Annotated in this window: 20 protein-coding genes and 1 pseudogene; 10 read left to right on the top strand and 11 right to left on the bottom strand. The window is 73.1% G+C overall.

Features of this window, described 5'->3' with window-relative positions:
* The first annotated feature begins 8 nt into the window (after positions 1-8).
* Positions 9-1,505 carry an amidohydrolase gene (locus tag ACSMXW_RS06015; protein WP_485804422.1) on the top strand — a complete coding sequence of 499 codons (1,497 nt, stop codon included), beginning with the start codon at positions 9-11 and terminating at the stop codon, positions 1,503-1,505.
* A 246-nt stretch (positions 1,506-1,751) separates the two neighbouring features.
* Complete coding sequence (locus ACSMXW_RS06010; RefSeq protein ID WP_485804421.1) at positions 1,752-2,552, top strand: DUF899 domain-containing protein; 801 nt, start codon at positions 1,752-1,754, stop codon at positions 2,550-2,552.
* A 301-nt stretch (positions 2,553-2,853) separates the two neighbouring features.
* On the opposite strand, the gene ACSMXW_RS06005 is transcribed toward ACSMXW_RS06010, so the two are convergent.
* Complete coding sequence (locus tag ACSMXW_RS06005) at positions 2,854-3,288, bottom strand: hypothetical protein (protein WP_485804420.1); 435 nt, start codon at positions 3,286-3,288, stop codon at positions 2,854-2,856.
* Positions 3,276-3,668 (bottom strand): ATP-binding protein, encoded by a 393-nt coding sequence (locus ACSMXW_RS06000; protein ID WP_485804419.1) that lies wholly within the window; start codon positions 3,666-3,668, stop codon positions 3,276-3,278. The genes ACSMXW_RS06005 and ACSMXW_RS06000 overlap by 13 nt, the downstream gene beginning before the upstream one ends.
* 365 nt (positions 3,669-4,033) lie before the next feature.
* Between ACSMXW_RS06000 and ACSMXW_RS05995 the strand changes: the two genes are divergently transcribed.
* The 3 genes from ACSMXW_RS05995 to ACSMXW_RS05985 are packed head-to-tail and all read left to right on the top strand — an operon-like array spanning position 4,034 to position 5,655.
* On the top strand, positions 4,034-4,894 hold the full coding sequence (locus ACSMXW_RS05995) for a helix-turn-helix domain-containing protein (RefSeq protein ID WP_485804418.1): 861 nt from the start codon (positions 4,034-4,036) through the stop codon (positions 4,892-4,894).
* Entirely contained in the window at positions 4,895-5,137 is a 243-nt protein-coding gene (locus tag ACSMXW_RS05990) for a DUF397 domain-containing protein (RefSeq protein WP_485804417.1), read from the top strand. It begins immediately after the preceding gene.
* A gap of 59 nt (positions 5,138-5,196) precedes the next feature.
* The gene (locus ACSMXW_RS05985; protein WP_485804416.1) at positions 5,197-5,655 is read left to right on the top strand and encodes an SAM-dependent methyltransferase; all 459 of its coding nucleotides are present in this window, start codon (positions 5,197-5,199) and stop codon (positions 5,653-5,655) included.
* Between the two features lie 55 nt (positions 5,656-5,710).
* Here the strand turns inward: ACSMXW_RS05985 and ACSMXW_RS05980 are convergent.
* Positions 5,711-7,222, bottom strand: a pseudogene (locus ACSMXW_RS05980) (glutamate synthase subunit beta).
* A 133-nt stretch (positions 7,223-7,355) separates the two neighbouring features.
* Entirely contained in the window at positions 7,356-8,009 is a 654-nt protein-coding gene (locus ACSMXW_RS05975; protein ID WP_485807840.1) for a nucleoside/nucleotide kinase family protein, read from the bottom strand.
* Between the two features lie 203 nt (positions 8,010-8,212).
* Here ACSMXW_RS05975 and ACSMXW_RS05970 point away from each other — a divergent pair, with 203 nt between their 5' ends.
* Together ACSMXW_RS05970 and ACSMXW_RS05965 are read left to right on the top strand one after the other, a co-directional pair.
* The gene (locus ACSMXW_RS05970) at positions 8,213-9,025 is read left to right on the top strand and encodes a hypothetical protein (protein WP_485804415.1); all 813 of its coding nucleotides are present in this window, start codon (positions 8,213-8,215) and stop codon (positions 9,023-9,025) included.
* A 251-nt stretch (positions 9,026-9,276) separates the two neighbouring features.
* A complete protein-coding gene (locus ACSMXW_RS05965; protein WP_485804414.1) occupies positions 9,277-9,699 on the top strand; it encodes a CBS domain-containing protein in 423 nt (140 codons plus the stop codon).
* A gap of 64 nt (positions 9,700-9,763) precedes the next feature.
* Here the strand turns inward: ACSMXW_RS05965 and corA are convergent, their stop codons facing one another.
* The 3 genes from corA to ACSMXW_RS05950 all read right to left on the bottom strand — a co-directional run bounded on the left by corA (position 9,764) and on the right by ACSMXW_RS05950 (position 13,010).
* A complete protein-coding gene (gene corA, locus ACSMXW_RS05960; RefSeq protein WP_485804413.1) occupies positions 9,764-10,894 on the bottom strand; it encodes a magnesium/cobalt transporter CorA in 1,131 nt (376 codons plus the stop codon).
* Positions 10,895-11,019: 125 nt separating this feature from the next.
* A complete protein-coding gene (locus ACSMXW_RS05955; RefSeq protein WP_485807838.1) occupies positions 11,020-12,120 on the bottom strand; it encodes a carbohydrate kinase family protein in 1,101 nt (366 codons plus the stop codon).
* Positions 12,105-13,010, bottom strand: a complete 906-nt coding sequence (locus tag ACSMXW_RS05950) for a pseudouridine-5'-phosphate glycosidase (protein ID WP_485804412.1) — start codon at positions 13,008-13,010, stop codon at positions 12,105-12,107. Before ACSMXW_RS05950 ends, ACSMXW_RS05955 begins: the two co-directional genes overlap by 16 nt.
* A 420-nt stretch (positions 13,011-13,430) precedes the next feature.
* On the opposite strand from ACSMXW_RS05950, the gene ACSMXW_RS05945 reads away from it, so the two are divergent.
* Positions 13,431-13,847, top strand: a complete 417-nt coding sequence (locus tag ACSMXW_RS05945; protein ID WP_485807836.1) for a VOC family protein — start codon at positions 13,431-13,433, stop codon at positions 13,845-13,847.
* An 81-nt stretch (positions 13,848-13,928) separates the two neighbouring features.
* Here the strand turns inward: ACSMXW_RS05945 and fdhA are convergent, their stop codons facing one another.
* The 4 genes from fdhA to ACSMXW_RS05925 all read right to left on the bottom strand — a co-directional run bounded on the left by fdhA (position 13,929) and on the right by ACSMXW_RS05925 (position 17,213).
* Positions 13,929-15,161: a formaldehyde dehydrogenase, glutathione-independent gene (gene fdhA / locus ACSMXW_RS05940; protein WP_485804411.1), complete on the bottom strand. Its 1,233-nt coding sequence runs from the start codon at positions 15,159-15,161 to the stop codon at positions 13,929-13,931.
* Positions 15,162-15,396: 235 nt separating this feature from the next.
* The gene (locus tag ACSMXW_RS05935; protein ID WP_485804410.1) at positions 15,397-16,041 is read right to left on the bottom strand and encodes a methylated-DNA--[protein]-cysteine S-methyltransferase; all 645 of its coding nucleotides are present in this window, start codon (positions 16,039-16,041) and stop codon (positions 15,397-15,399) included.
* Entirely contained in the window at positions 16,038-16,298 is a 261-nt protein-coding gene (locus tag ACSMXW_RS05930) for a hypothetical protein (protein WP_485804409.1), read from the bottom strand. Before ACSMXW_RS05930 ends, ACSMXW_RS05935 begins: the two co-directional genes overlap by 4 nt.
* A 27-nt stretch (positions 16,299-16,325) precedes the next feature.
* On the bottom strand, positions 16,326-17,213 hold the full coding sequence (locus ACSMXW_RS05925) for a glycerophosphodiester phosphodiesterase (RefSeq protein WP_485804408.1): 888 nt from the start codon (positions 17,211-17,213) through the stop codon (positions 16,326-16,328).
* A 379-nt stretch (positions 17,214-17,592) separates the two neighbouring features.
* Here ACSMXW_RS05925 and ACSMXW_RS05920 point away from each other — a divergent pair, with 379 nt between their 5' ends.
* Both ACSMXW_RS05920 and uvrB read left to right on the top strand, forming a co-directional pair.
* Positions 17,593-18,420 (top strand): MHYT domain-containing protein, encoded by an 828-nt coding sequence (locus tag ACSMXW_RS05920; RefSeq protein WP_485804407.1) that lies wholly within the window; start codon positions 17,593-17,595, stop codon positions 18,418-18,420.
* A gap of 48 nt (positions 18,421-18,468) precedes the next feature.
* Positions 18,469-20,664 carry an excinuclease ABC subunit UvrB gene (gene uvrB / locus ACSMXW_RS05915; RefSeq protein ID WP_485804406.1) on the top strand — a complete coding sequence of 732 codons (2,196 nt, stop codon included), beginning with the start codon at positions 18,469-18,471 and terminating at the stop codon, positions 20,662-20,664.
* The last annotated feature ends 166 nt before the right edge of the window (positions 20,665-20,830 follow it).

Here is a 20,830-nt window from a genome sequence, read left to right as displayed (position 1 = left end):
GTGGGCCGATGAGCACGCGCCCGGCGTCCGAGCCCGCCGACCTCGTCATCACCGGCTGCACGGCCCTGCGGCACGACCCGCGGGGCGAGGTGTACTTCACGGAGGGCACCACCCTCGTGGTACGCGACGGAGTGATCGAATCCGTCACGGCGGACGAGCCACCGGGCAGGGGCCCGGGAGCGGCCCCCGCCGTCCGGTCCGCCCCCGCGGGCACGGGCATCCCCTCGCCGGGCACCGGCACCGGCCCGGTCAGCACGGGTTCCGGCCCGGCCGGCCCCCGACCCGCGCCCCCGCCCGCCACCGAACACATCGACGCCCGGGGACTCGTGGCGCTCCCCGGGCTCATCAACTGCCACACCCACTCGCCGATGGTGGTGCTGCGCGGGCTCGCCGAGGACGTACCGGTCCACGAGTGGTTCAACGACTGGATCTGGCCGGTGGAGAGCCGGCTCACCGCGCGTGACATCACGCTGGGCGCCCGGCTCGCCTGTGCCGAGATGATCCGCGGTGGGGTGACCTGCTTCGCCGACCACTACTTCGGCATGGCCGCCGTCGCCGACGTGGTCGCCGAGACCGGGCTCCGCGCCCACCTGGGCCAGACCTACTTCTCGTCACAGGGGCCCGAAGGGCGCGTCGAATCTCTGGAGTTCGCGCGGGCGCGCGCCGGTGCTGCGGGTGGCCGTATCACCACCGCGCTCGCCCCGCACGCCCCCTACACCGTCTCGGACGCCGACCTCGCCGCCACCGCCGAACTGGCCCACGAGTACGGGCTGCCGGTCCATCTGCACGCCGCGGAGAACCGCGAGCAGACCGAGGCCAGTCTCGCCCGCCACGGGCTCACCCCGATCGAGATCCTGGAACGCACCGGGCTGCTCGGCACCGACGTGCTCATCGCGCACGGCACCGGCATCGTCGAGCGCGACCACGAAGTGCTGGACCGGGCCACCGGCCGGATCGCGGCGGCGACCGCACCGCGCGGCTACGCGAAGTTCGCCTGGGACCCGGCCACCACCCCGATCCGGGTCCTGCGGGAACTGGGCATCCCGGTCGGGCTGGCCACCGACGGTGCCGCCTCCAACAACTCCCTGGACGTCTGGGAGTCCATGGCCCTGACCGCACTGACGCAGAAACAGGCCGATCGCGACCCCAGGGTGCTGACGGCACGGCACGCCCTGCACCACGCCACCCTGCAGAGCGCGGCGGCCGTCGGCCTGGCCGGCCGGATCGGGGAGCTGGCACCGGGACGGCGCGCCGACATCGTGCTGGCCGACCTCAGCGGGCCGCGCACCCAGCCCGTGCACGATCTCGCCGCCACCCTGGTCCACAGCGCCCGCTCCGGCGACGTGGTGACCACGATCGTCGACGGCGAGGTCCTGATGCGCGACCGCGTCCTGCGCACCGTCGACGTCGCGGGCACCGTCGCGGAGCTGAACCGGCGGCTGCCCGAGCTGACCGATCGCAGTCACGGACAGCGCATCCAGGAGTACCGGGAGTACGACGACTGAACGAGCCAGCCGTCCGGTGCCGTACGGGCCGGGCCCATGGAACCTGGCCGTCCGGAACCGTCCGGAACCGTCCGGAACCGTGCGGCTCCGGACGGGCCACCGGCCCCTCGGTCTGGTCCGCCCGGCGGCGGCCGCGCCCGGGGCAGGCCGGACCGATGGGACGGCCCGCCGACGAGGCACCGATGAGTTTCGCCCCCCAGGACGGTCACCCCATGAGAGGTCCCATTTCGTCCAGCAGGAGAGACCATGGCACTCCCGCAGATCGTCACGCGTGACGAATGGCTGGTGGCCCGGAAGGAACTGCTCGCCAAGGAGAAGGCCGCCACCCGCGCGCGTGACGAGCTCAACGCGGAACGGCGCATGCTGCCGATGGTGGAGATCGACAAGGAGTACGTCTTCGAGGGCCCCGAGGGCAAGGCGAGCCTGCTGGACCTGTTCGACGGCCGGGCGCAGCTCATCGTCTACCACTTCATGTTCGGCCCGGCCTGGGACGCGGGCTGCCCGAACTGCTCGGGCTTCGTGGACCAGATCGGCCACCTCGCCCACCTGCATGCCCGTGGCACCACCCTGGTCGCCGTCTCCCGCGCGCCGCTGGCCAGGATCGAGCCGTTCAAGGCCCGGATGGGCTGGACGCTGCCCTGGTACTCGTCGTATGGAGGCGATTTCAACTACGACTTCCATGTGACGCTCGACGAGTCCGTCATGCCGATCTCGTACAACTACCGCACCCCGGAGGAGCACCGCGACGCGGGTACGGCGTACTACGTCGAGGGGGAGCAGCCACTGGAGCTGCCGGGGCTGAGCTGCTTCCTGAGGGACGGCGACCGCGTCTTGCACACGTACTCGACGTACGGCAGGGGAGCCGACACGGTGGGCTCCACCAGCAGCCTCCTCGACCTGACGGCGCTCGGCCGCCAGGAGGAGTGGGAGAAGCCGACGGGCCGGCTCACCGGCCTGGGCGCGCCTGCGGGCAGCGCGGGGGTGCGGTACCACGACGAGTACGAGGAGGGCGTCGGCCGTACTTACCGAGCGACGGACCTGCGCTGAGGCGACGTTCCCGCACCGAGACCACGTTCCTGCGCCGAGCGACAGGCCCGGCCCGGGGCGACGGGCCGCATCCGCGGAACGCCCCCCGCTCACCGGCCGAGCGCTCCACCGGCGCCCCGCTCGCCGGCCCGGGCACTCCACCAGCCCCCCGCTCACCGGCCGGGCGTCCACCCGGGCGCCGGCTCGGGGACGCCGCCGGGGGCGCCGGTCCGGGCCCCCGATGACACCCGGCTACCCTCAGTGACCGCTGACCGCTGACCGCTGACCCCTGACCCCTGACCGGTCACCGCCCCCCCGGCCCTCACGCCGAGAACGCGTCGGACCACGCCGGAGCCGTCCCCGTGATCCGGCACAGCGCCAGATAGAGCGGGATCGGCGGGGTGTACGGCACGCTGCCGTCCGGGCGGTGGATCAGGCAGGGCGGACGGAGCGCGTCCGGTACCACCGCGCCGGTGGTGTAGCGGGCGGGCGCGGGCCACTCCAGGGCCACGTCCGAGTCGGACGGCACGATCCACCACCAGTGCGCCCCGTCGCCGTACACGCACCCCACCCGTGGCAGCCGGTCGAGCACCCGGCGGCCGTACGCGGCCGGTACGGCGACCGCGTCGCAGCCGAGCGGTGCCGTCATCCCGGAGGGCACCGCGAGGCGCGCCCAGGCGGCCCCGCGCGGTTCTCTTCTCCGGGCGAGGCCGACCAGCGTGTCGAGGCTCAGCAGAGCCGGTGTCATGACACCCATTCGGCCCCCGTTCCGCGGACGGTGTCCGCTGCCGGCCCCGAGGGGCGGTTCCCCGCCTCCCGGGGCAGTTCCGCCCAGACCCGCAGCCCGGGACCGGTCTCCTGTGCACCCCAGGCGCTGCAGACGGCCGATACGAGAAGCAATCCCCTCCCGTGCTCCTCTTCGTCCCGGCCGACCGCAGAAGGGTTCGGGTCACCATGTGCCCGCCCCTCGTCACCCACCGCTATGCGTACCTTGCCGTCCTCGTCGCGCAGCTCGCAGACGATCTGCCGGGAGGAGGTGTGCACGATCGCGTTGGTGACCAGCTCGGACACGACGAGCGCGGCCGAGTCGCAGGTGTCCTCACAGACCGCCCAGGCCGCGAGCCAGGCGCGCGTCATCCGCCGGGCCTGCGCAGCAGAGCCCGGATGAGCGGTCAGCTCAAAGCGGAAATGACGCACAACGGCCTCCACCGGGAGCGCCGCAACCACGGCATCGCTACCCGTACCGGTTTCGGTGGCCGTCGTTCTTAACGGCACGGACGGAGTCACGCTTGCCACTATCTCCCCGCCATGAACACTTGGCAAGTGGCACTCTGAAAAGTGCAGAGTGCACTGTGACCTTCCAAGGGCCCGTGGCAGACTGCTCGCATCAGCTCGCGGCGCGGGCGATTCGGCCTGCGCGGGCCTGCCGGGAGGGCGTCCTCCGGGCCCCGGGGCATGACGGGGACCGGACTTGTGCAACGCTGACCAGGTGGAGGTGGGACGTGAGCGAACCGCGGTCTGCACCGACGGTCGGCCAGGTCGTTCTGGGCCGGCGCCTCCAGGACCTGCGTGAGCGCGCGGGTCTCAAGCGTGAGGAGGCCGCGCGAGTGCTGCGCGTGGCGCCCGCCACGGTCCGCCGTATGGAGACGGCGGAGGTGGCCCTCAAGATCCCGTACCTCCAGCTCCTGCTGAAGTCGTACGGCATCGGCGAGGAAGAGGCGGCCGACTTCGTCGCGCTCGCGGAGGAGGCCAACAGGCCCGGCTGGTGGCAGCGCTTCCACGACATCCTCCCCGGCTGGTTCTCGATGTACGTCAGCCTGGAGGGCGCGGCCAGTCTCATTCGATCGTATGAACCACACTTCGTGCCGGGTCTGCTGCAGACCGAGGACTACGCGCGCGCGGTCCTGCAGTCCGGCGCGATCGGCCAGACCCGGCCCGAGGACATCGAGCGGCACGTGGCGCTGCGCATGCAGCGGCAGGAGCTGCTCACCCGGGAGAACGCCCCGCGGCTGTGGGTGGTCATGGACGAGACGGCGCTGCGCAGGCCCGTGGGCGACGCGGACGTGATGCGCGGGCAGGTCGACCGTCTGCTGAAGGCGTCCAGGCTGCCCAATGTGACGCTCCAGATCGCCCAGTTCGCGTCCGGACCGCATCCCGGCACCTACGGGCCCTTCGTGCTGTTCCGATTCGCCGTGCCGGAACTCCCCGACATGGTCTACAGCGAGTACCTGACCGGCGCCGTCTATCTTGACGCGCGTGCCGAGGTGGCCACCCACCTCGAGGTCATGGACCGCATGGCGGCGCACGCCGCCACAGCACATCGCACGAAGGAGATCCTCCGGGATTTCCGCAAGGAGCTGTGAATGCAACAACCCCCCATATACAACGGAATGCCCTCCAGCGACCTGGGCACGGAGGGCTGGCACAAGCCGTGGAGCGGCGGCAACGGCGGCAACTGCGTCGAGGCCATGAAGCTCGCCGACGGCAGAGTGGCCGTCCGGCAGTCGGCCGACCCCGACGGGCCCGCGCTGATCTACACCCTTGGCGAGATCACCGCGTTCATCCTGGGCGCCAAGGCCGGCGAAGCGGACTTCCTGCTCTCCTGACCGGGCACCACACGTCCACAGCCCCCCACAGCACCTCACAGACTCCTGGAGCCCTCGACATGCCCGCGAACGACACCGCCTCCCCCCGCGGCCCGTCGCTCATCGACTCCGGAACGCCGCACCCCGCCCGGATGTGCGACTGGTTCCCCGGCGGCAGGGACACCCACCCGGCCGACCGGAAGAGGGGCAGACAACTCCTCGCCCCCGAGCCTCCTCTGCCGTTGATGGCACGTGTCAACCGAGCCTTCGCGCACCGCGCCACGCGCTGGCCGGCGCCCCAGGGCGTACGGCGGTTCGCGGACATCGGGACGGGGGCCCCGGCCGAGTCCACCCCGCGTCAGGCCGCCCGGCGGGTGGCCCCCGACCCACACGTCGTCTCCTGCGCCGTCGACGGTCGCGACCTCACCGGCCCCGTCGTGGTCGGCGCCTCGCCGCGGCGGCCGGAGCCGGGCGAGCCCGTGACGGGGCAGGACGACGGCCCGGTCCCGGGCCACGCGGGGGCGGCGCGCAAGCCGTGACGGCCGGCCGGCGGCCGAGGGGGCGGCCGCCGGCTCACCGCGTACCGGCCGTGTCTCACACGGACATCGGCCGGTCGAAGGCCCCGATGGGGGAGGGCAACCCGGTCCTGCCCGTCAGGTGGCGGTCCACGGCGGAGGCCACGGCACGGCCCTCGGCGATCGCCCAGACGACCAGCGAGGCGCCGCGGGCCGCGTCGCCCGCCGCGAAGACGCCCGGTACGGCGGTGGCGAAGTCGCGGTCGCGCTCCAGGGTGCCGCGCTCGTCGAGTTCCAGGCCCAGCTGGTCCAGGATCCCGTCGCCCCGCCCGGGACCCGAGAAGCCGAGGGCGAGCAGCGCCAGGTCGGCGGGGAGCTCGCGCTCCGTGCCGGCCCTCGGCCGCCGCTCGTCGTCCACCTCCACCAGGTGCACGGCCCGCACCCGCCCCTCGGCACCGCCCGAGAAGCGCAGGGTGGACGCCGCGAACAGCCGCGCGTCCGCGTCGGCCGACGGCGCGGTGCCGAGCTCGCGGGCCTCCTCATGGGCGGCCGACATCCGGTAGATCTTCGGATACGTCGGCCAGGGCTCCCCGGCCTCGTCGCGCTCGGTGCCCGGCCGCGGATAGATGTCGAGCTGCGTCACCGACCGGGCGCCCTCGCGTATCGCCGTGCCGAGGCAGTCCGCCCCGGTGTCGCCGCCGCCGACGATCACCACGTCCCGGCCCGCCGCGGACAGCGGCGAGACGGCGATGTCGCCCTCCTGCACCCGGTTGGCCGGCGGCAGGTACTCCATCGCCTGGTGGACGCCGGCCAGGTCCCGGCCCGGCACGGGCAGCTCCCGCCAGGCCGCGGCGCCCACCGCCAGGACCACGGCGTCATGGCGCCGGCACAGGTCGGTGGCCTTCACGTCCCGGCCGACGTCCGTGCCGGTATGGAACCTGGTGCCCTCCTCGCGCATCTGCCCGATGCGCCTGTCGACGTGGTGCTTCGCCATCTTGAACGACGGGATGCCGTACCGCAGCAGCCCGCCCGGCCGATCGTCGCGCTCGTACACGGCGACCGTGTGCCCGGCCCTGGTCAGCTGCTGTGCGGCGGCGAGTCCGGCGGGGCCGGAACCGACCACGGCGATCCTGCTGCCGGTCAGCCGGTCAGCCGGTCAGCCGGTCAGCCGGTCAGGGGGCTGCGGGGAGACCAGCCCGTCCTGCCAGGCGCGCTCGGCGATGGCCGCCTCGACATTCTCAATGGTGACGGCGGTCTGGTTGATGGCCAGCACACACCCCGGCTCGCAGGGCGCGGGGCGGAGCAGGCCGGTGAACTCGGGGAAGTTGTCGGTGGCGTGCAGCCGCTCCGCCGCGGCCGCCCAGTCGCCACGGGAGACCAGGATGTTCCACTCCGGGATGAGGTTCCCCAGCGGGCACGCCTGGTGGCAGAACGGGACCCCGCAGTCCATGCACCGCCCGGCCTGCTTGCTGATGATCGGCAGCAGCGCGCCGGGAGTGGCGACCTCGTCCCAGTCGCGCACCCGCTCCTCGACGGGCCGGCGCGGCCAGTCCTGGCGCGGGGTGTTCACAAAGCCCTCGGGGTCGGCCATGGCCACTCCCTCACCCGTGGCCGCGCTGCGGCGCACCCGCACGGCCCGGGGCTGTATATCGGTGGGTTAAGTCTGCCTTGTGGTGCTTTTTCCCGAGCAGCCCGGGCTTACGCGGGGCGGGTGGGGCCGGTTCTCAGGAGCGCTCAGAAGCCGTCCAGGCGGGCCGCCGCGGGTCGTCGGCGCGCACCAGGACGTCGGCCGTGCCGGCCGGGTCCACCTCCTGCTCGTACCGTTCGAAGGCGGGCAGTGTCCACTGCGTCCCGGGGGGAGTGTGCCGGCGCAGGGCGCCCGCGGAGAGCTGGACGTGGACGGTGAGGTCGAACGGGAACCAGTGGTGCAGCAGCAGCGGCCCGTGCAGCAGGAGCAGCCCGCCGGGCGGCAGGGTGACACGCGGACTGCGGGTCGCGCGGTCGGCGACCGGGTCCCAGAGGTCGGGCAGTACCCGGCCGTCGCCGCCCGCCTCCAGCGGACCGAAGACCTCCCGCCACAGCGCGCCCGTGTCGAACCACGCGCCGTAGTACGTGTCCACGTCCTCGCGCCCGTGCTCCAGCCGCAGGGAGGCAGGGCGCAGGAAGTCGGCCACGCCGACCACGAGCGAGGGCCTGCCCAGGATCCGCAGCGCCTCGGCGACCCGCTCGGCCAGCTCTCCGGGCCGGGCCGCGGGCGCACCGTCGAACGCGATCCTCGGCCACGCCCCGCCGTCTTCGGGCTTCAGGCCGGCCAGCCGCTCGGCCAGCCGCTCCGCGAGCCGCTCCCAGGTGATCGCTTCGAATCGCACCCGGCCCATGATGCCTCGCCCGCGCCCGGCGCGGTCGTCCACGGTCGGAGCGTGGCCATGCCGGGCGGACACGGGGGCGCGCACCCGGCCGCGCGTCGCGGCCGCGGCGAGAGAGGCGGAGTCCCGGCGGAGGCGCGCGGCGTCCGGTAGTCTGAACGCGTACACGTCAATTTCTCCGGCGGGGCGGCCACACGATCAGGAGTCCGTCTGCCATGAGGAAGAGCCCGATCGCCGCCGCCGTCGCGGCGCTGCTGCTCGCCGCAGCCCCCGTCTCGCTGGGCGCGGCCGGCACCCCGGGGACCGGCCGTCCCGAGCCCGGCCCCCGCGCCGGGTGTGCCGCCCCGCTGCTGTTCTGCGAGGACTTCGACCACCTCGCCCCCGGCGACGCCCACAGCCCGGACTGGGACACCGTCGCCACGGACGGCACCCTCACCGTCGAGGCCGCCGGGGCGGGCGGGCAGGACCTGCACATCGGCACGGAGGGCAACGGCAGCGCCTTCCTCCGGGTGAACGGCTTCGCACCGCCCCGCAACAGCTTCTGGGGCCGTCTGCGCGTGCGGGTCGACGCGTTCCCCACCGCCCCGGACTGGGCGCACTGGACCCTCGTCGAGGCCACCGGGGACGGCCCGGGCTTCGTCCGGCCGCTGGGCGGCCAGTACGTGCCCGACGTGCGCCGCAACCTGTGGGGCGTGGGGTCCGACGGCGGCCCGACCGGCGACTGGACGGCCTGGCGGGAGTCCGCGCCGGCCAGGGCCGGGGTGTGGCAGTGCCTGGAGTGGCAGCTGGACGCCGCCCGGAACCGGATCGCCGTCTGGATCGACGGCCACGCGCAGCCGGATCTCACCGTCGACACCACGCACCACGGCGGCAACCCCGTGGACTTCGTCTTTCCGCACTTCCGCACGGTCAAGCTCGGCTGGCAGCTCTACCAGGCGAATCCCTCGCCCGCCCGCTTCGACGTCCGGCTGGACGACGTGGCCCTCGGCAGGCAGAGGGTCGGTTGCCGGAACCTCGGCGCACGCTGACGTCCGGCCGCGCCGCGCGGGTGGCGGTGCCTCGCCGCCGTCGTGGCCACGCGTGCGGTTCCCCACGCCCCGGGCACGCCCGGCCGGACCCGTGCAGAAGCCGTCCCGCGACGGGTTTGCCGAGGCGTCCCACGGAGAGTCGGCAAGCAGCGGAAGGCAGACTGGCAACGTAGCCGCGCGGCGCGGCACCGTGGTGTGCCGGACCCGGCGTACCCGCCGCCGCGCCGGCGGACCGGTATGTGGAGGTGTCTATGACCACCGCCGGAGACATCATGCACCGCGGCGCCGAGTGGATCCCGGCCACCGAGAGCCTGGATCGGGCCGCACAGATGATGCGCAACATGAACGTGGGCTCGCTGCCCATCAGCGACTCCAACGAGCGGATGTGCGGCATGCTCACGGACCGCGACATCGTGGTCGGCTGCGTCGCCCGCGGGCAGGATCCGTCCACGACGACCGCGGGCGACCTGGCCCAGGGCACCCCGCGCTGGGTGGCGACCGGCGACGACGTGAGCGACGCGCTCCAGGAGATGCAGAGCCACCAGATCAAGCGCCTGCCGGTGATCGACGAGAACAAGCGCCTCGTCGGCATGATCAGCGAGTGCGACCTGGTCAGCCATCTCTCGGAGGACCAGCTCGCCCAGTGGGCCGGGTCCGTCTACGCGACGTCCTGAGCACTCAGGGGCCGGGCGGCCGCCCGGGGCGCGCGCACGGCGGGAGGACGCCCCCTCCGCCCGGTCACAGCCATCCGGCGCGCCGGAACCCCCGGTACAGCAGGGCGCAGGCGACCAGGATCACGGCCCACACCAGCGGGTAGCCGAACCGCCAGTGCAGCTCGGGCATGTGGTCGAAGTTCATGCCGTAGACGCCGCAGACCATCGTCGGCACGGCGATGACCGCGGCCCAGGCGGTGATCTTCCGCATGTCCTCGTTCTGCTTGACGGTCACCTGCGCGAGGTGCGCCTGGAGGATGGAGTTCAGCAGCTCGTCGAAGGCGGCCGTCTGCTCCACCGCCCTGGCCAGGTGGTCGGCCACGTCGCGGAAGTAGGCGCGGATCTCCGGGGGTATCAGCCGTATCCGCTCGGTCGCGAGCACGGTGACGGGACGGGTGAGGGGCAGCACCGCACGCTTGAGCTCCAGCAGCTCCCTCTTGAGCTGGTAGATGCGGCCGGGATCGGTCCGCGCGCCGTCCTCGGCGAAGACCTCGCTCTCCACCAGGTCGATGTCGTCCTGGACGGCGTCGGTCACGGCCACGTACTCGTCCACGACGTGGTCCGCCACCGCGTGCAGCACCGCGGCCGGACCCTTGGCCAACTGCTCCGGATCGGCCTCCAGGCCCTCGCGGACCGGGCCCAGCGAGCCGTGCCGTCCGTGCCGGACGGTGATGACGAAGTCCTTGCCGACGAACACCATGATCTCGCCGGTGTCCACCACTTCGCTGGTCGCGGTCAGCTCGGCGTGCTCCACGTAGCAGACGGTCTTGAACACCGCGAAGAGGAAGTCGCCGTACTGCTCCACCTTCGGGCGCTGGTGGGCGTCCACCGCGTCCTCCACGGCCAGCGGGTGCAGGCCGAACAGCGCCGCCACGTCCTTGAACTCGTCCTGGGAGGGCTCGTGCAGCCCCAGCCAGACGAAGCCCTCGCCCGCCGAGCGGACCTGCTCGACCGCGTCGACCAGCCCGGGACCGCCGGGCTGCCGGACGCCGTGGTGGTACGTCACGCAGTTCACCACCGCCGAGCCCAGCGGTGAGCGCGCGTGGTGGCTCAGGTCGACGGTACGGGTACGGCCGCGCGTCAGGCGTGCCACCTTACGCAGGCCACCCACGCCGCGAAGGTCCCTGACCCTCCGGAGATTGCCCGCCATCGACATGTACGGCTCCTTGCCTGGACTGTGCTCTCGGCGGGCCAGTCTGCCAGCCCCCGCCGACAGCCGTGACAGCCTGTGGACAACCCCACAACGCCTGCACCCGCCGCCTCATGCCCACCGTCTCGGGTTCACCGTCCGGGTTCACCGTCCCCGGTCTCCGCCGGCCGGTGGCCCTGTGCGCCGGTGGCCCCGGCCGGGGGTCCTGGGTTCCCATGCCGGCCGGCCGGTGCCCCGGTGGCCCCGTGCCTCCCGGCAGGTGGCCGTGCGTGCCCATGCCTCTGGGCCGGTGCCCCCGCCGTCCGGCGTCTCCCGGCCGGGGGCCTTCCGCCCGGCGTGCCGACGGCGAGCGCCCCCGCACGGCAGCCCTCCCGCGCCGCGTCCTCGGGCGGCGCGCCCGCGAGCAGCGCCGCGAGGAAGGCGCCCGTGAAGGCGTCCCCCGCGCCCGTGGTGTCCTTCGGGGTCGCCGGGACGGCCGGCACCCGTGCCCGTACCGCACCGTCCCGCGCCACCAGCGCGCCGTCCGCCCCCTGTTTCGCCACCACCAGGGGGAACGCCCTGCTGAGCTCGGCGGCGGCGTCCGCGGCACCGGACAGCCCGGTCAGCAGCCGTGCCTCGTCCCGGCTCGGCAGCAGGACGTGCACGCCGTCGAGCAGCGACAGGACGCGTCCGACGCCCAGCGCCCGCAGGAACCCCGCCGACGCCGGGTCCACGCTGACCCGCACCCCGCGCGCGTGCGCCGACGTCACCACCGCCGCCAGCAGGTCGCGCCCCGAAGCGGAGAAGAGCAGATAGCCCGACACGTGCACATGGGCGACGCCGTCCAGCGCGGACGGCGGCCAGTCGGCGGGGGAGAGCCGCACGGACGCCCCGCTGTCCGTCAGGAAGGTCCGCTCCGCTGCCGCCGCCCCGTCCACCAGGCACACCACTGTGCCGGTGCGCGCCCCGGGACGCACCACGAGCCGCGGCACGACACCCGCGGCGACCAGCGCCTGGCGGTGCCAGTCCGCCGACTCCGCCCCCACACAGCCCAGCAGCCGCACCGCCGGCCAGCCCCAGTGGGCCGCCCAGCAGGCGACGTTGGCGCCCGCACCCCCCGGCAGCACCCGCACGGTGGCCGCGGTGTCCGTGCCGCGCGCCAGGGGACCGTGGTGCAGGGCCACCACATCGGTGACGACGTCCCCGACGACCAGCAGCTCCCCGGCGCCGCCCGCGCTCACGCCGTCGCCCAGGCCGCCGCGATGCGCCCCGCCAGCCGGACGTTGCCGCGTACGGCCGCCAGATTGGCCTCCAGCGAGGCCCCGCCGGTGTGCCGGACCAGATGGTCCAGCAGGAAGGGCGTGACGGCCTGTCCGGTCACGCCCCGCTCGTCGCACTCCCGCAGCGCGTCGGCCAGCACGCGCGCGTGCAGCGCCGGATCGAGCTGGTCCGACTCCGCCACGGGCTGGGCGACGATCAGCGCGGAATCCGGCCCCGCGAGCGCGTCCTGGGCCCGCATGACCGCCGCGACCTCCTGCGGCGTATCGAGCGTCCAGTCCACCGGGTGGCCCGAGTCGGCCAGGTAGAAGCCCGGGAAGCGGGAGGTGCGGTACCCGGCGACCGCCACGCCCAGCGTCTCAAGTCGCTGGAGGGTCGCCGGCACGTCCAGGATCGACTTCACCCCCGCGCACACCACCGTGATCCTGGTGCGGGCCAGCAGGCCCAGGTCGGCCGACTCGTCCTGCGTCACTGTCCACTCCCGGTGCACCCCGCCGAGCCCGCCCGTCGCGAACACCCGTATCCCCGCGCGGGCCGCGAGCAGCGCCGTCGCCGACACGGTGGTCGCCCCGCTGGCGCCCGTCGCCACCGCCGGCGGCAGATCCCGGTGGCCGAGCTTGCGGATGCCGTCCTCGCCCGCGATCCGCTCCAGCTGCCCGGTGTCGAGCCCGGCATGGGGCCGCCCGTCCAGGACGGCGATGGTGGCCGGTACGGCGCCCTCGTCCCGCACGGCCTCCTCCAGTTCCAGGGCGACCTCCAGATTGCGGGGGCGGGGCAGCCCGTGCGCGATGATCGTGGACTCCAGCGCGACGACCGGGCGCCCGGCCGTGAGCGCCTGCCGAACCTCTTCGGACACCACCAGCACGAAGGTTCTCCTGCCTGTCGGAACTGACCGCGGTGCGCAGCGAAGCGCCTCCTGACATCTTCGGCGGGTGACCCGGCGCGGCAAACCTTGCTCCTGCCGCCCGCGTGGCCGGCGGGGCAGGCCCGTCCACGGGCGGCGGGCTCGGCTCGGAAGCCGTGGTGGGCTGCACCTGTCCAGGGCGGGAAGTCCCGCTCGCCGTGTGGTGCCCTTGCCGACGGGTCCGTACGGCGGGAGCCTGGGCGCATGACAGAGCACGCCGACGGGCCGGACGCATCAGGCGCAACACGCGCGACGGGTGGCTCGCGCGCCGCCGCGGGCACAGCCGCCGCGGGCACGGCCTCCGCGGGCACGGCGGCCGCGGGCAGCCCGTACGGGCCGGGCGCGGCCAGGGGATCGGCGAGCGGGGCCCGGTTCGACCATGTGGTGCTGTGGGTGCGCGACCCCGTGGCGTCCGCGGAGTTCTATGCGACGGTGGTCGGCCTGCCGCCGCTCCGGCTCGCCGAGTTCGTCGACGGGACGGTTCCGTTCCCGTCGGTCCGCCTCAACGAGGAGACGATCTTCGACCTGATGCCCCTGGAGATGGCCCCGCGCATGACGATGGTCCCGGACGCCGCGCGCAGCGCCGGCCACCCCGTCAACCATGTCTGTGTCGCCCTGCCCGCCGCCGCCTTCGAAGCCCTGCGGTCACGGCTCCAGGAGCACGGCGTGCCGTTCTCGGAGATCTCCGAGAACGCGTTCGGGGCCCGGGGCGAGGCCCGCCGCAGCTTCTACTTCCCCGACCGGGACGGGAACGTCCTCGAAGCGCGGCACTACGACCCGCCGGCCGCGCACGGCTGACGCCCCGCCGGGTCCGGCGGGGGATGCACGCACGCGCGCGTGTGGATCGCGTCCCCACGCGCGCGTGCGGCCGTCGCGGCGTCAGACGGGTGTGACACCAGCCAGGGCGCCGTGCGGGTCGAGCACGTACTTGCGGCTCGCGCCCTTGTCGAACTCCTCGTAGCCGCGCGGGGCGTCGGCCAGGCTGAGGACCGTGGCGTTGACGGCCTTCGCGATGTGCACCCGCTCGTTCAGGATCGCGTTCATCAGGCCGCGGTGGTACTTCATCACCGGGCACTGGCCGGTGGTGAACCGGTGGCTCTTGGACCAGCCGAGACCGAGGCGCACCTTCAGGGTGCCCTTGCGGGCGTCGGAGTCGGAGCTGCCCGGGTCCTCGGTGACGTACAGCCCGGGGATGCCCAGGGCCCCTGCCGCGCGCGTGACGCTCATCAGGGAGTTGAGGACGGTGGCGGGGGCCTCCTCGCCCTCCTCGCCCTTCCTGCCGTGCGCCTTCGCCTCGAACCCGACCGCGTCGACCGCCGCGTCCACCTCGGGAACCCCCAGGATCTCGGCGATCTGGTCCTCGAGGCGGCCCTTGGTGAGGTCGACGGTCTCACAGCCGAAGCTCCGGGCCTGCGCGAGGCGGTCCGCGTTGAGGTCGCCCACGATGACCGCGCCCGCGCCGATGAGCTGCGCCGCCGCGGCGGCGGCGAGCCCGACCGGGCCCGCGCCCGCGATGTACACCGAGGAGCCGACGCCCGCGCCCGAGCTCACCACCCCGTGGAAGCCCGTCGGGAAGATGTCCGACAGCATCGTCAGGTCGAGCAGCTTCTCGCGCGCCTGGTCCCGGTCCGGGAAGGGCAGCACGTTGAAGTCCGCATAGGGGACCATGACGTACTCGGCCTGGCCGCCGACCCAGCCCCCCATGTCGACATAGCCGTACGCGCCACCCGGCTGCACCGGGTTCACGTTCAGGCACATTCCGGTCGCGCGCTCCTTGCAGTTGCGGCAGCGACCGCAGGCGATGTTGAAGGGCACCGAGACGATGTCCCCCACCTGGACGAACTCCACGTCCGGGCCGCGCTCGACGACCTCGCCGGTGATCTCGTGCCCGAGCACCAGGCCCTCGGGGGCCGTGGTCCGGCCGCGCACCATGTGCTGGTCGCTGCCGCAGATGTTGGTCGCGAGCACTTTGAGGATGGCTCCGTGCCGGCACTTGCGCCCGGCGTTCTCCGGGGCCACACCCGGCCCGGGCCTGAGTTCCAGCGTCGGGTAATCCGTTTCGTGGATCTCCACCACGCCCGGCTTGATGTACGTGACCGCCTGATTGGTCATGAGACCGCCGTCCCTTCGACTCCCGTGGACCGCACCCCTGTGGGACCGGCCGGGCGCAGGACGGCACCCGGAGGCCTACGTGTGCGTTCCTATGAGGGGGCCCACCGCCCGGGGTGCGCGGGACCGACCGGTTTCCCGCGCGTCCGGCGCCGGGCCGTTCCGACCACCACCGACTTCCCAGACAGGCGCGTTCCACTCAGGCCGCCTCGCGGGAGCCGGGATCGGTTGCCGCGGCTCAGAACAGCGGCTGCGGCAGGACACCCTCCAGGGCCAGCAGCTTCCGCTTGGTCTCCAGGCCCCCGCCGAAGCCGCCTATGCCGCCGTCGCTCTCCACGACCCGGTGGCAGGGCACGACGACCGGCAGCGGATTGGCCCCCATGGCGAGCCCCACGGCCTGCGCGGCACCCGGCTGGCCCACCCGGCGCGCCAGGTCGCCGTAGCCCACCACGGTGCCGCAGGGGACGCCGGTGGCCAGCTCGCGCAGGACCTGGCGGTGGAAGCCGGTGATCAGGGACCAGTCCAGCGGCAGGGTGAAATCGCGCAGCTCACCCGCGAAGTACGCCGCCACCTGGCGGAGGGGCTCGGCGAGCACCGGGGAGCCGGGGTCCTCGCGGGGCTCGGTGCCCAGCCGGGCGGCGAGCCGCGCGAGCGCCGTGTCACGCACCGCGCCCGAGGCGTGGAAGACCACGTGGACCAGGCCCCGCTCGGTCGCCGCGAGCAGCAGGGGGCCGATGTCGGTGCCGGCCACGGTCCACACGACACGGCCCGGCGCCGCCTCGCGGACCGCCCCCTGGGGCGCCTCGTCCGGCGCTCCGGCCCGCGCCCCGTACGGCGTCCCCTCCGGCCGCCCGGCCCGCTCCTCGTACTGGTCGTCGCTCATACGGCCACCGTACGTGACGGCACCGACAACGGGCCGGGAGCGGCCGAGCCGGGCAGGCGCGGGCCGAGCCGGACACGCGCGGCCGAGTCGGGCATGCGGGTCGAGTCGAGCCTGCGGCCGAGCCGGGCACGCGAGGCCGAGTCGGGCATGCGGGTCGAGTCGAGCCTGCGGCCGAGCCGGGCACGCGAGGCCGAGTCGGGCATGCGGGTCGAGTCGAGCCTGCGGCCGAGCCGGGCACGCGAGGCCGAGCCGGACACGCGCCCCTGCCCACGCATCGGGCGCGGTCAGGACGGGCACGACGCCGCGAGGTTGCCGAGCGCCGCCGCGACGGTGTCCGGGTAGTTGGTGATGATCCCGTCCACGCCGTAGCCCGCGACGCGCCGCACCGTGGCCGTGTCGTTCACCGTCCAGGTGTACGCCTCCAGGCGTCGGCCGTGGGCGCCGCGCAGCGCGTGCACGGCCTTGACGTACTGAGCCGTGAGCCTGGTCTGGTCGGGGTTGATCTGGTCCGCGAAGGCCGCGTAGCGGGGCAGCTCGGCGACGGGGGGTGCGCCCAGGAAGCCGGTCTTCACATCCGGCCGCAGGGTGTGCACGGCCCGGACGCTCTCCGCGCTGAAGCTCTGGACGATCAGCCGGTGGGCTACGCGCGCCGGATCCAGCCAGTGCCGCCGGCCGAGCACCTTCAGGATGTCGTTCTCGATGCCCGGGTACAGCTCGGGCGCCTTGATCTCCATCAGCAGCTTCTGGCCGTTGTGCTCGACCCGGCGGAGGTACTGCTCCAGGGTGGGGACCCGGGTCCCCGCGTACCGCTCGTCCTTCCAGGCGCCCGCGTCGAGCCGGGCTATCTCCGCCGCGGTGAAGTCGCCGACCCGCCAGGGCGCACGGTCCGGGAAGACGTCCTCCGCGTCGGTGGTCCGCTTCAGATCGGTGTCGTGGATCACCACGAGCTCGCCGTCCCTGGTGCGCTGCACGTCGTTCTCGACCCAGGCGACGCCGAGCTGCGCGGCCTGGTCGACGGCTTCCAGGGTGTTCTCGGGGGCGTAGCCGGACGCGCCGCGGTGCGCCACGACCACCGGGCGGGAGGGGGCGTCCTGGGCGGCCTGGGCCGGCAGGAGCAGGGCGCAGGTGCCCACCAGGGCGGCGGTCGAGGCTGCGGCGGCGCGAGCGTACATCGGGTACTCCTTGCGTCGTACGAGGGCGTTCGTCGCATCGTGCGAGGACGTTCGGTACGAGCCTGACAGCAGACCGTCGAACGGACACAGGCGAGAGGTGTCCGCAGAGTGAAACGATGGCAACGTGCGAGGCAGCGCCATCTGTGAAGAACCATCACATGGGGCACGCGTGATCAGCCGGGATTCTTTGCCGGAAAATCGTTCATGTGTTCCGGGGCGAGCCGTACTCTCGCCTCACCCCGTGGTCGCATACCGAGCGGTCTAAACGGGGGCGTACGGGCTCTTGGCAGGGGCCACCGGCGCGCGTGAGCGGGCCGGACGCGCGTCAAAAGCACCGGACGCGCGTCGCGGGCACGACAGGATGGAGGGCTGCCCCACCATGTACGCCAAGGTCGACGGCTTCAGCTACGGTCTTCTGACACCGCTGACGGCGTATGTGGCGGCCTGTGCCGGAAGCGCGCTCGGCCTGCGCTGCCTCACCAGGGCCCTGCGCACCGTCCAGCCGGCCCGGGCCGGCTGGCTCGCGCTCAGCTCCGCGGCCTTCGGCACGGGGGTCTGGATCACCCATTTCGTCGCGATGATGGGGTTCGCCGTCGCGCACACGCCGGTCCACTACGCACCGCTGACCACCTTCGCGGGCCTCGGCGTCGCGATCGTGATGGTGGGCACCGGGATCTTCATCGTGGGCTACCGCGGCATCACCGGACCCGCGCTGTTCACCGGTGGCACCGTCACCGGCCTGGGTATCGCCTCCATGCACTACATGGGCATGGCAGGGCTCCGGCTCAGCGGGCGCCTGGAGTACAACACCCTCACCGTCACCGCCTCCGTGCTGATCGCCGTCGTGGCCGCCACCGGCGCGCTCTGGACGGTTGGGCAGGGCAGGGGCCCGCGCTGGAGTGCCGCCGCCGGCCTGGTGATGGGCCTGGCCATGCTCGGGATGCACTACGTCGGCATGGGCGCCGTCCGGGTGCACCTGCACGCCCCCGCCGTCGGCTCCGGCGGCTCGCCCGTGCGGCAGATCGCCCTGATGGCCATCGGCCCCGTGGCGCTCCTCCTGCTGGTCGCCGTGATCCTCCGGCTGGCCCCCGGACGGGGCACGCCGTCCGCACCCGGTGCCCGCGGCACCGGCCGGCTCCCCGTCCTGCCGAGGCAGCGCTCCCGGGGCGCTGAGGAGCCGGCCCGCGTACGGTCCCGGACTCCGTAGAACCGCTGATCAGAGCCGGTTGTCAGTGCGGAGTCGTACCGTGGATGCATGCCGCCCGTATCCAAGATCGAACAGCTCCGGCCGGAGAGCATCGAGCAGCTCCGCCGGGACGGCTCAGCGCCCTTCGAGGTCGTCAGCCCGTACCGGCCCAGCGGCGACCAGCCCACCGCCATCGCGGACCTCGAAAAGCGCGTCCGTGCGGGTGAGAAGGATGTCGTCCTGCTCGGCGCCACCGGCACCGGCAAGTCCGCCACCACGGCGTGGATGATCGAGAAGCTCCAGCGCCCCACCCTCGTCATGGCGCCGAACAAGACCCTGGCCGCCCAGCTCGCCAACGAGTTCCGCGAGCTGTTGCCGAACAACGCCGTCGAGTACTTCGTCTCGTACTACGACTACTACCAGCCAGAGGCCTACGTTCCGCAGTCGGACACCTACATCGAGAAGGACTCCTCGATCAACGAGGAAGTGGAGCGGCTGCGCCACTCGGCGACCAACTCCCTGCTCACGCGGCGTGACGTCGTGGTGGTCGCCTCGGTCTCCTGCATCTACGGCCTGGGCACCCCCCAGGAGTACGTCGACCGCATGGTGTCCCTGAAGGTCGGCGACGAGATCGACCGCGACGACCTCCTGCGCCGCTTCGTGGACATCCAGTACACGCGCAACGACCTGGCGTTCACCCGGGGCACCTTCCGGGTACGCGGCGACACCATCGAGATCTTCCCGGTCTACGAGGAGCTGGCCGTCCGCATCGAGATGTTCGGCGACGAGATCGAGGCGCTCTCCACCCTCCACCCGATCACGGGCGAGGTGATCAGCGACGACCAGCGGCTGCACGTCTTCCCCGCCTCGCACTACGTCGCGGGACCCGAGCGCATGGAGCGTGCGGTCCGGGACATCGAGACCGAGCTCGGCGAGCGCCTGGCAGATTTGGAGAAGCAGGGCAAGCTCCTGGAGGCGCAGCGCCTGCGCATGCGCACCACCTACGACCTGGAGATGCTCCGCCAGATCGGCTCCTGCGCCGGCGTGGAGAACTACTCGATGCACTTCGACGGCCGCAAGCCGGGCACCCCACCGCACACCCTCCTGGACTACTTCCCGGAGGACTTCCTCCTCGTCATCGACGAGTCGCACGTCACCGTGCCCCAGATCGGCGCCATGTACGAGGGCGACGCCTCCCGCAAGCGCACCCTCGTCGAGCACGGCTTCCGCCTGCCCTCCGCGCTGGACAACCGCCCCCTGAAGTGGGAGGAGTTCCAGGAGCGCATCGGTCAGACGGTCTACCTGTCGGCCACGCCGGGCACCTATGAGCTGTCCCGCGCCAAGGGCCAGGTCGAGCAGATCATCCGCCCCACCGGCCTCGTCGACCCGGAGGTCGTGGTCAAGCCCACCGAGGGCCAGATCGACGACCTGGTGCACGAGATCCGCACCCGCAGCGAGAAGGACGAGCGGGTCCTGGTCACCACCCTCACCAAGAAGATGGCCGAGGACCTGACCGACTACTTCGTGGAGCTCGGCATCCGCGTCCGCTACCTGCACAGCGACGTCGACACCCTGCGCCGTGTCGAGCTGCTGCGCGAGCTGCGCTCCGGCGAGTTCGACGTCCTGGTCGGCATCAACCTCCTGCGTGAGGGCCTGGACCTCCCCGAGGTGTCCCTGGTGTCGATCCTCGACGCCGACAAGGAGGGCTTCCTGCGCTCCGGCACCTCCCTGATCCAGACGATCGGCCGCGCCGCGCGCAATGTCTCCGGCCAGGTGCACATGTACGCCGACAAGGTCACCCCGGCGATGCAGAAGGCCATCGAGGAGACCAACCGCCGCCGTGAGAAGCAGCTCGCGTACAACAAGGAGAAGGGCGTGGACCCCCAGCCCCTCCGCAAGCGGATCAACGACATCGTCGCCACCATCGCGCGCGAGGAGGTCGACACCGAGCAGCTCCTCGGCACCGGCTACCGCAAGCCGGGCAAGGACGGCAGGGGTGCCAGGGCCGCGGTGCCCTCCGTGGCTGCGAACGGCGCGGGAGGCAAGGCCGGAAAGGCCGCCAAGGGTGGCAAGGCGGCCCGCGGCGAGGAGACGGTGCCGACCGACCGGCCCGCGGCCGAGCTCGCCGAGCAGATCGAGGAGATGACCGAGCGGATGCGGGCGGCCGCCGCCGACCTCCAGTTCGAGATCGCGGCACGGCTGCGTGACGAGGTCTCCGAGATGAAGAAGGAGCTGCGGCAGATGAAGGAGGCGGGACTGGCCTGACCGCCAGGACGTGTCACGGGCGCGCGACGCCCCGGCGGTCACGCCCCCGTGTCCCGTGGACACCCGGGCGGCTCCGGTGTGTTGCAAGAGCGACACAAAGTCCCGTTCGCGGTGCGGCACTGTCGCGGCTGCTGCGTAGGGTTCTTGGACAACCGCGCAGAACGCG

The sequence above is a fragment of the Streptomyces sp. DSM 116793 genome, from assembly GCF_057320905.1.
The sequence above is the reverse complement of the archived record's forward strand: the minus strand, read 5'-3'. Positions and strand labels throughout refer to the sequence as shown.

Bases quoted from the DNA above. Each gene is read 5' to 3' on its own strand.
- ACSMXW_RS05985 (WP_485804416.1), top strand. From the start codon at position 5,197: ATGCCCGCGAACGACACCGCCTCCCCCCGCGGCCCGTCGCTCATCGAC.
- ACSMXW_RS06005 (WP_485804420.1), bottom strand. From the start codon at position 3,288: ATGGGTGTCATGACACCGGCTCTGCTGAGCCTCGACACGCTGGTCGGC.
- ACSMXW_RS05965 (WP_485804414.1), top strand. From the start codon at position 9,277: ATGACCACCGCCGGAGACATCATGCACCGCGGCGCCGAGTGGATCCCG.
- ACSMXW_RS05990 (WP_485804417.1), top strand. From the start codon at position 4,895: ATGCAACAACCCCCCATATACAACGGAATGCCCTCCAGCGACCTGGGC.
- ACSMXW_RS05925 (WP_485804408.1), bottom strand. From the start codon at position 17,213: ATGTACGCTCGCGCCGCCGCAGCCTCGACCGCCGCCCTGGTGGGCACC.
- ACSMXW_RS05920 (WP_485804407.1), top strand. From the start codon at position 17,593: ATGTACGCCAAGGTCGACGGCTTCAGCTACGGTCTTCTGACACCGCTG.
- ACSMXW_RS06015 (WP_485804422.1), top strand. From the start codon at position 9: ATGAGCACGCGCCCGGCGTCCGAGCCCGCCGACCTCGTCATCACCGGC.
- ACSMXW_RS05975 (WP_485807840.1), bottom strand. From the start codon at position 8,009: ATGGGCCGGGTGCGATTCGAAGCGATCACCTGGGAGCGGCTCGCGGAG.
- uvrB (WP_485804406.1), top strand. From the start codon at position 18,469: ATGCCGCCCGTATCCAAGATCGAACAGCTCCGGCCGGAGAGCATCGAG.
- corA (WP_485804413.1), bottom strand. From the start codon at position 10,894: ATGTCGATGGCGGGCAATCTCCGGAGGGTCAGGGACCTTCGCGGCGTG.
- ACSMXW_RS06000 (WP_485804419.1), bottom strand. From the start codon at position 3,668: ATGACGCGCGCCTGGCTCGCGGCCTGGGCGGTCTGTGAGGACACCTGC.
- ACSMXW_RS06010 (WP_485804421.1), top strand. From the start codon at position 1,752: ATGGCACTCCCGCAGATCGTCACGCGTGACGAATGGCTGGTGGCCCGG.
- fdhA (WP_485804411.1), bottom strand. From the start codon at position 15,161: ATGACCAATCAGGCGGTCACGTACATCAAGCCGGGCGTGGTGGAGATC.
- ACSMXW_RS05935 (WP_485804410.1), bottom strand. From the start codon at position 16,041: ATGAGCGACGACCAGTACGAGGAGCGGGCCGGGCGGCCGGAGGGGACG.
- ACSMXW_RS05970 (WP_485804415.1), top strand. From the start codon at position 8,213: ATGAGGAAGAGCCCGATCGCCGCCGCCGTCGCGGCGCTGCTGCTCGCC.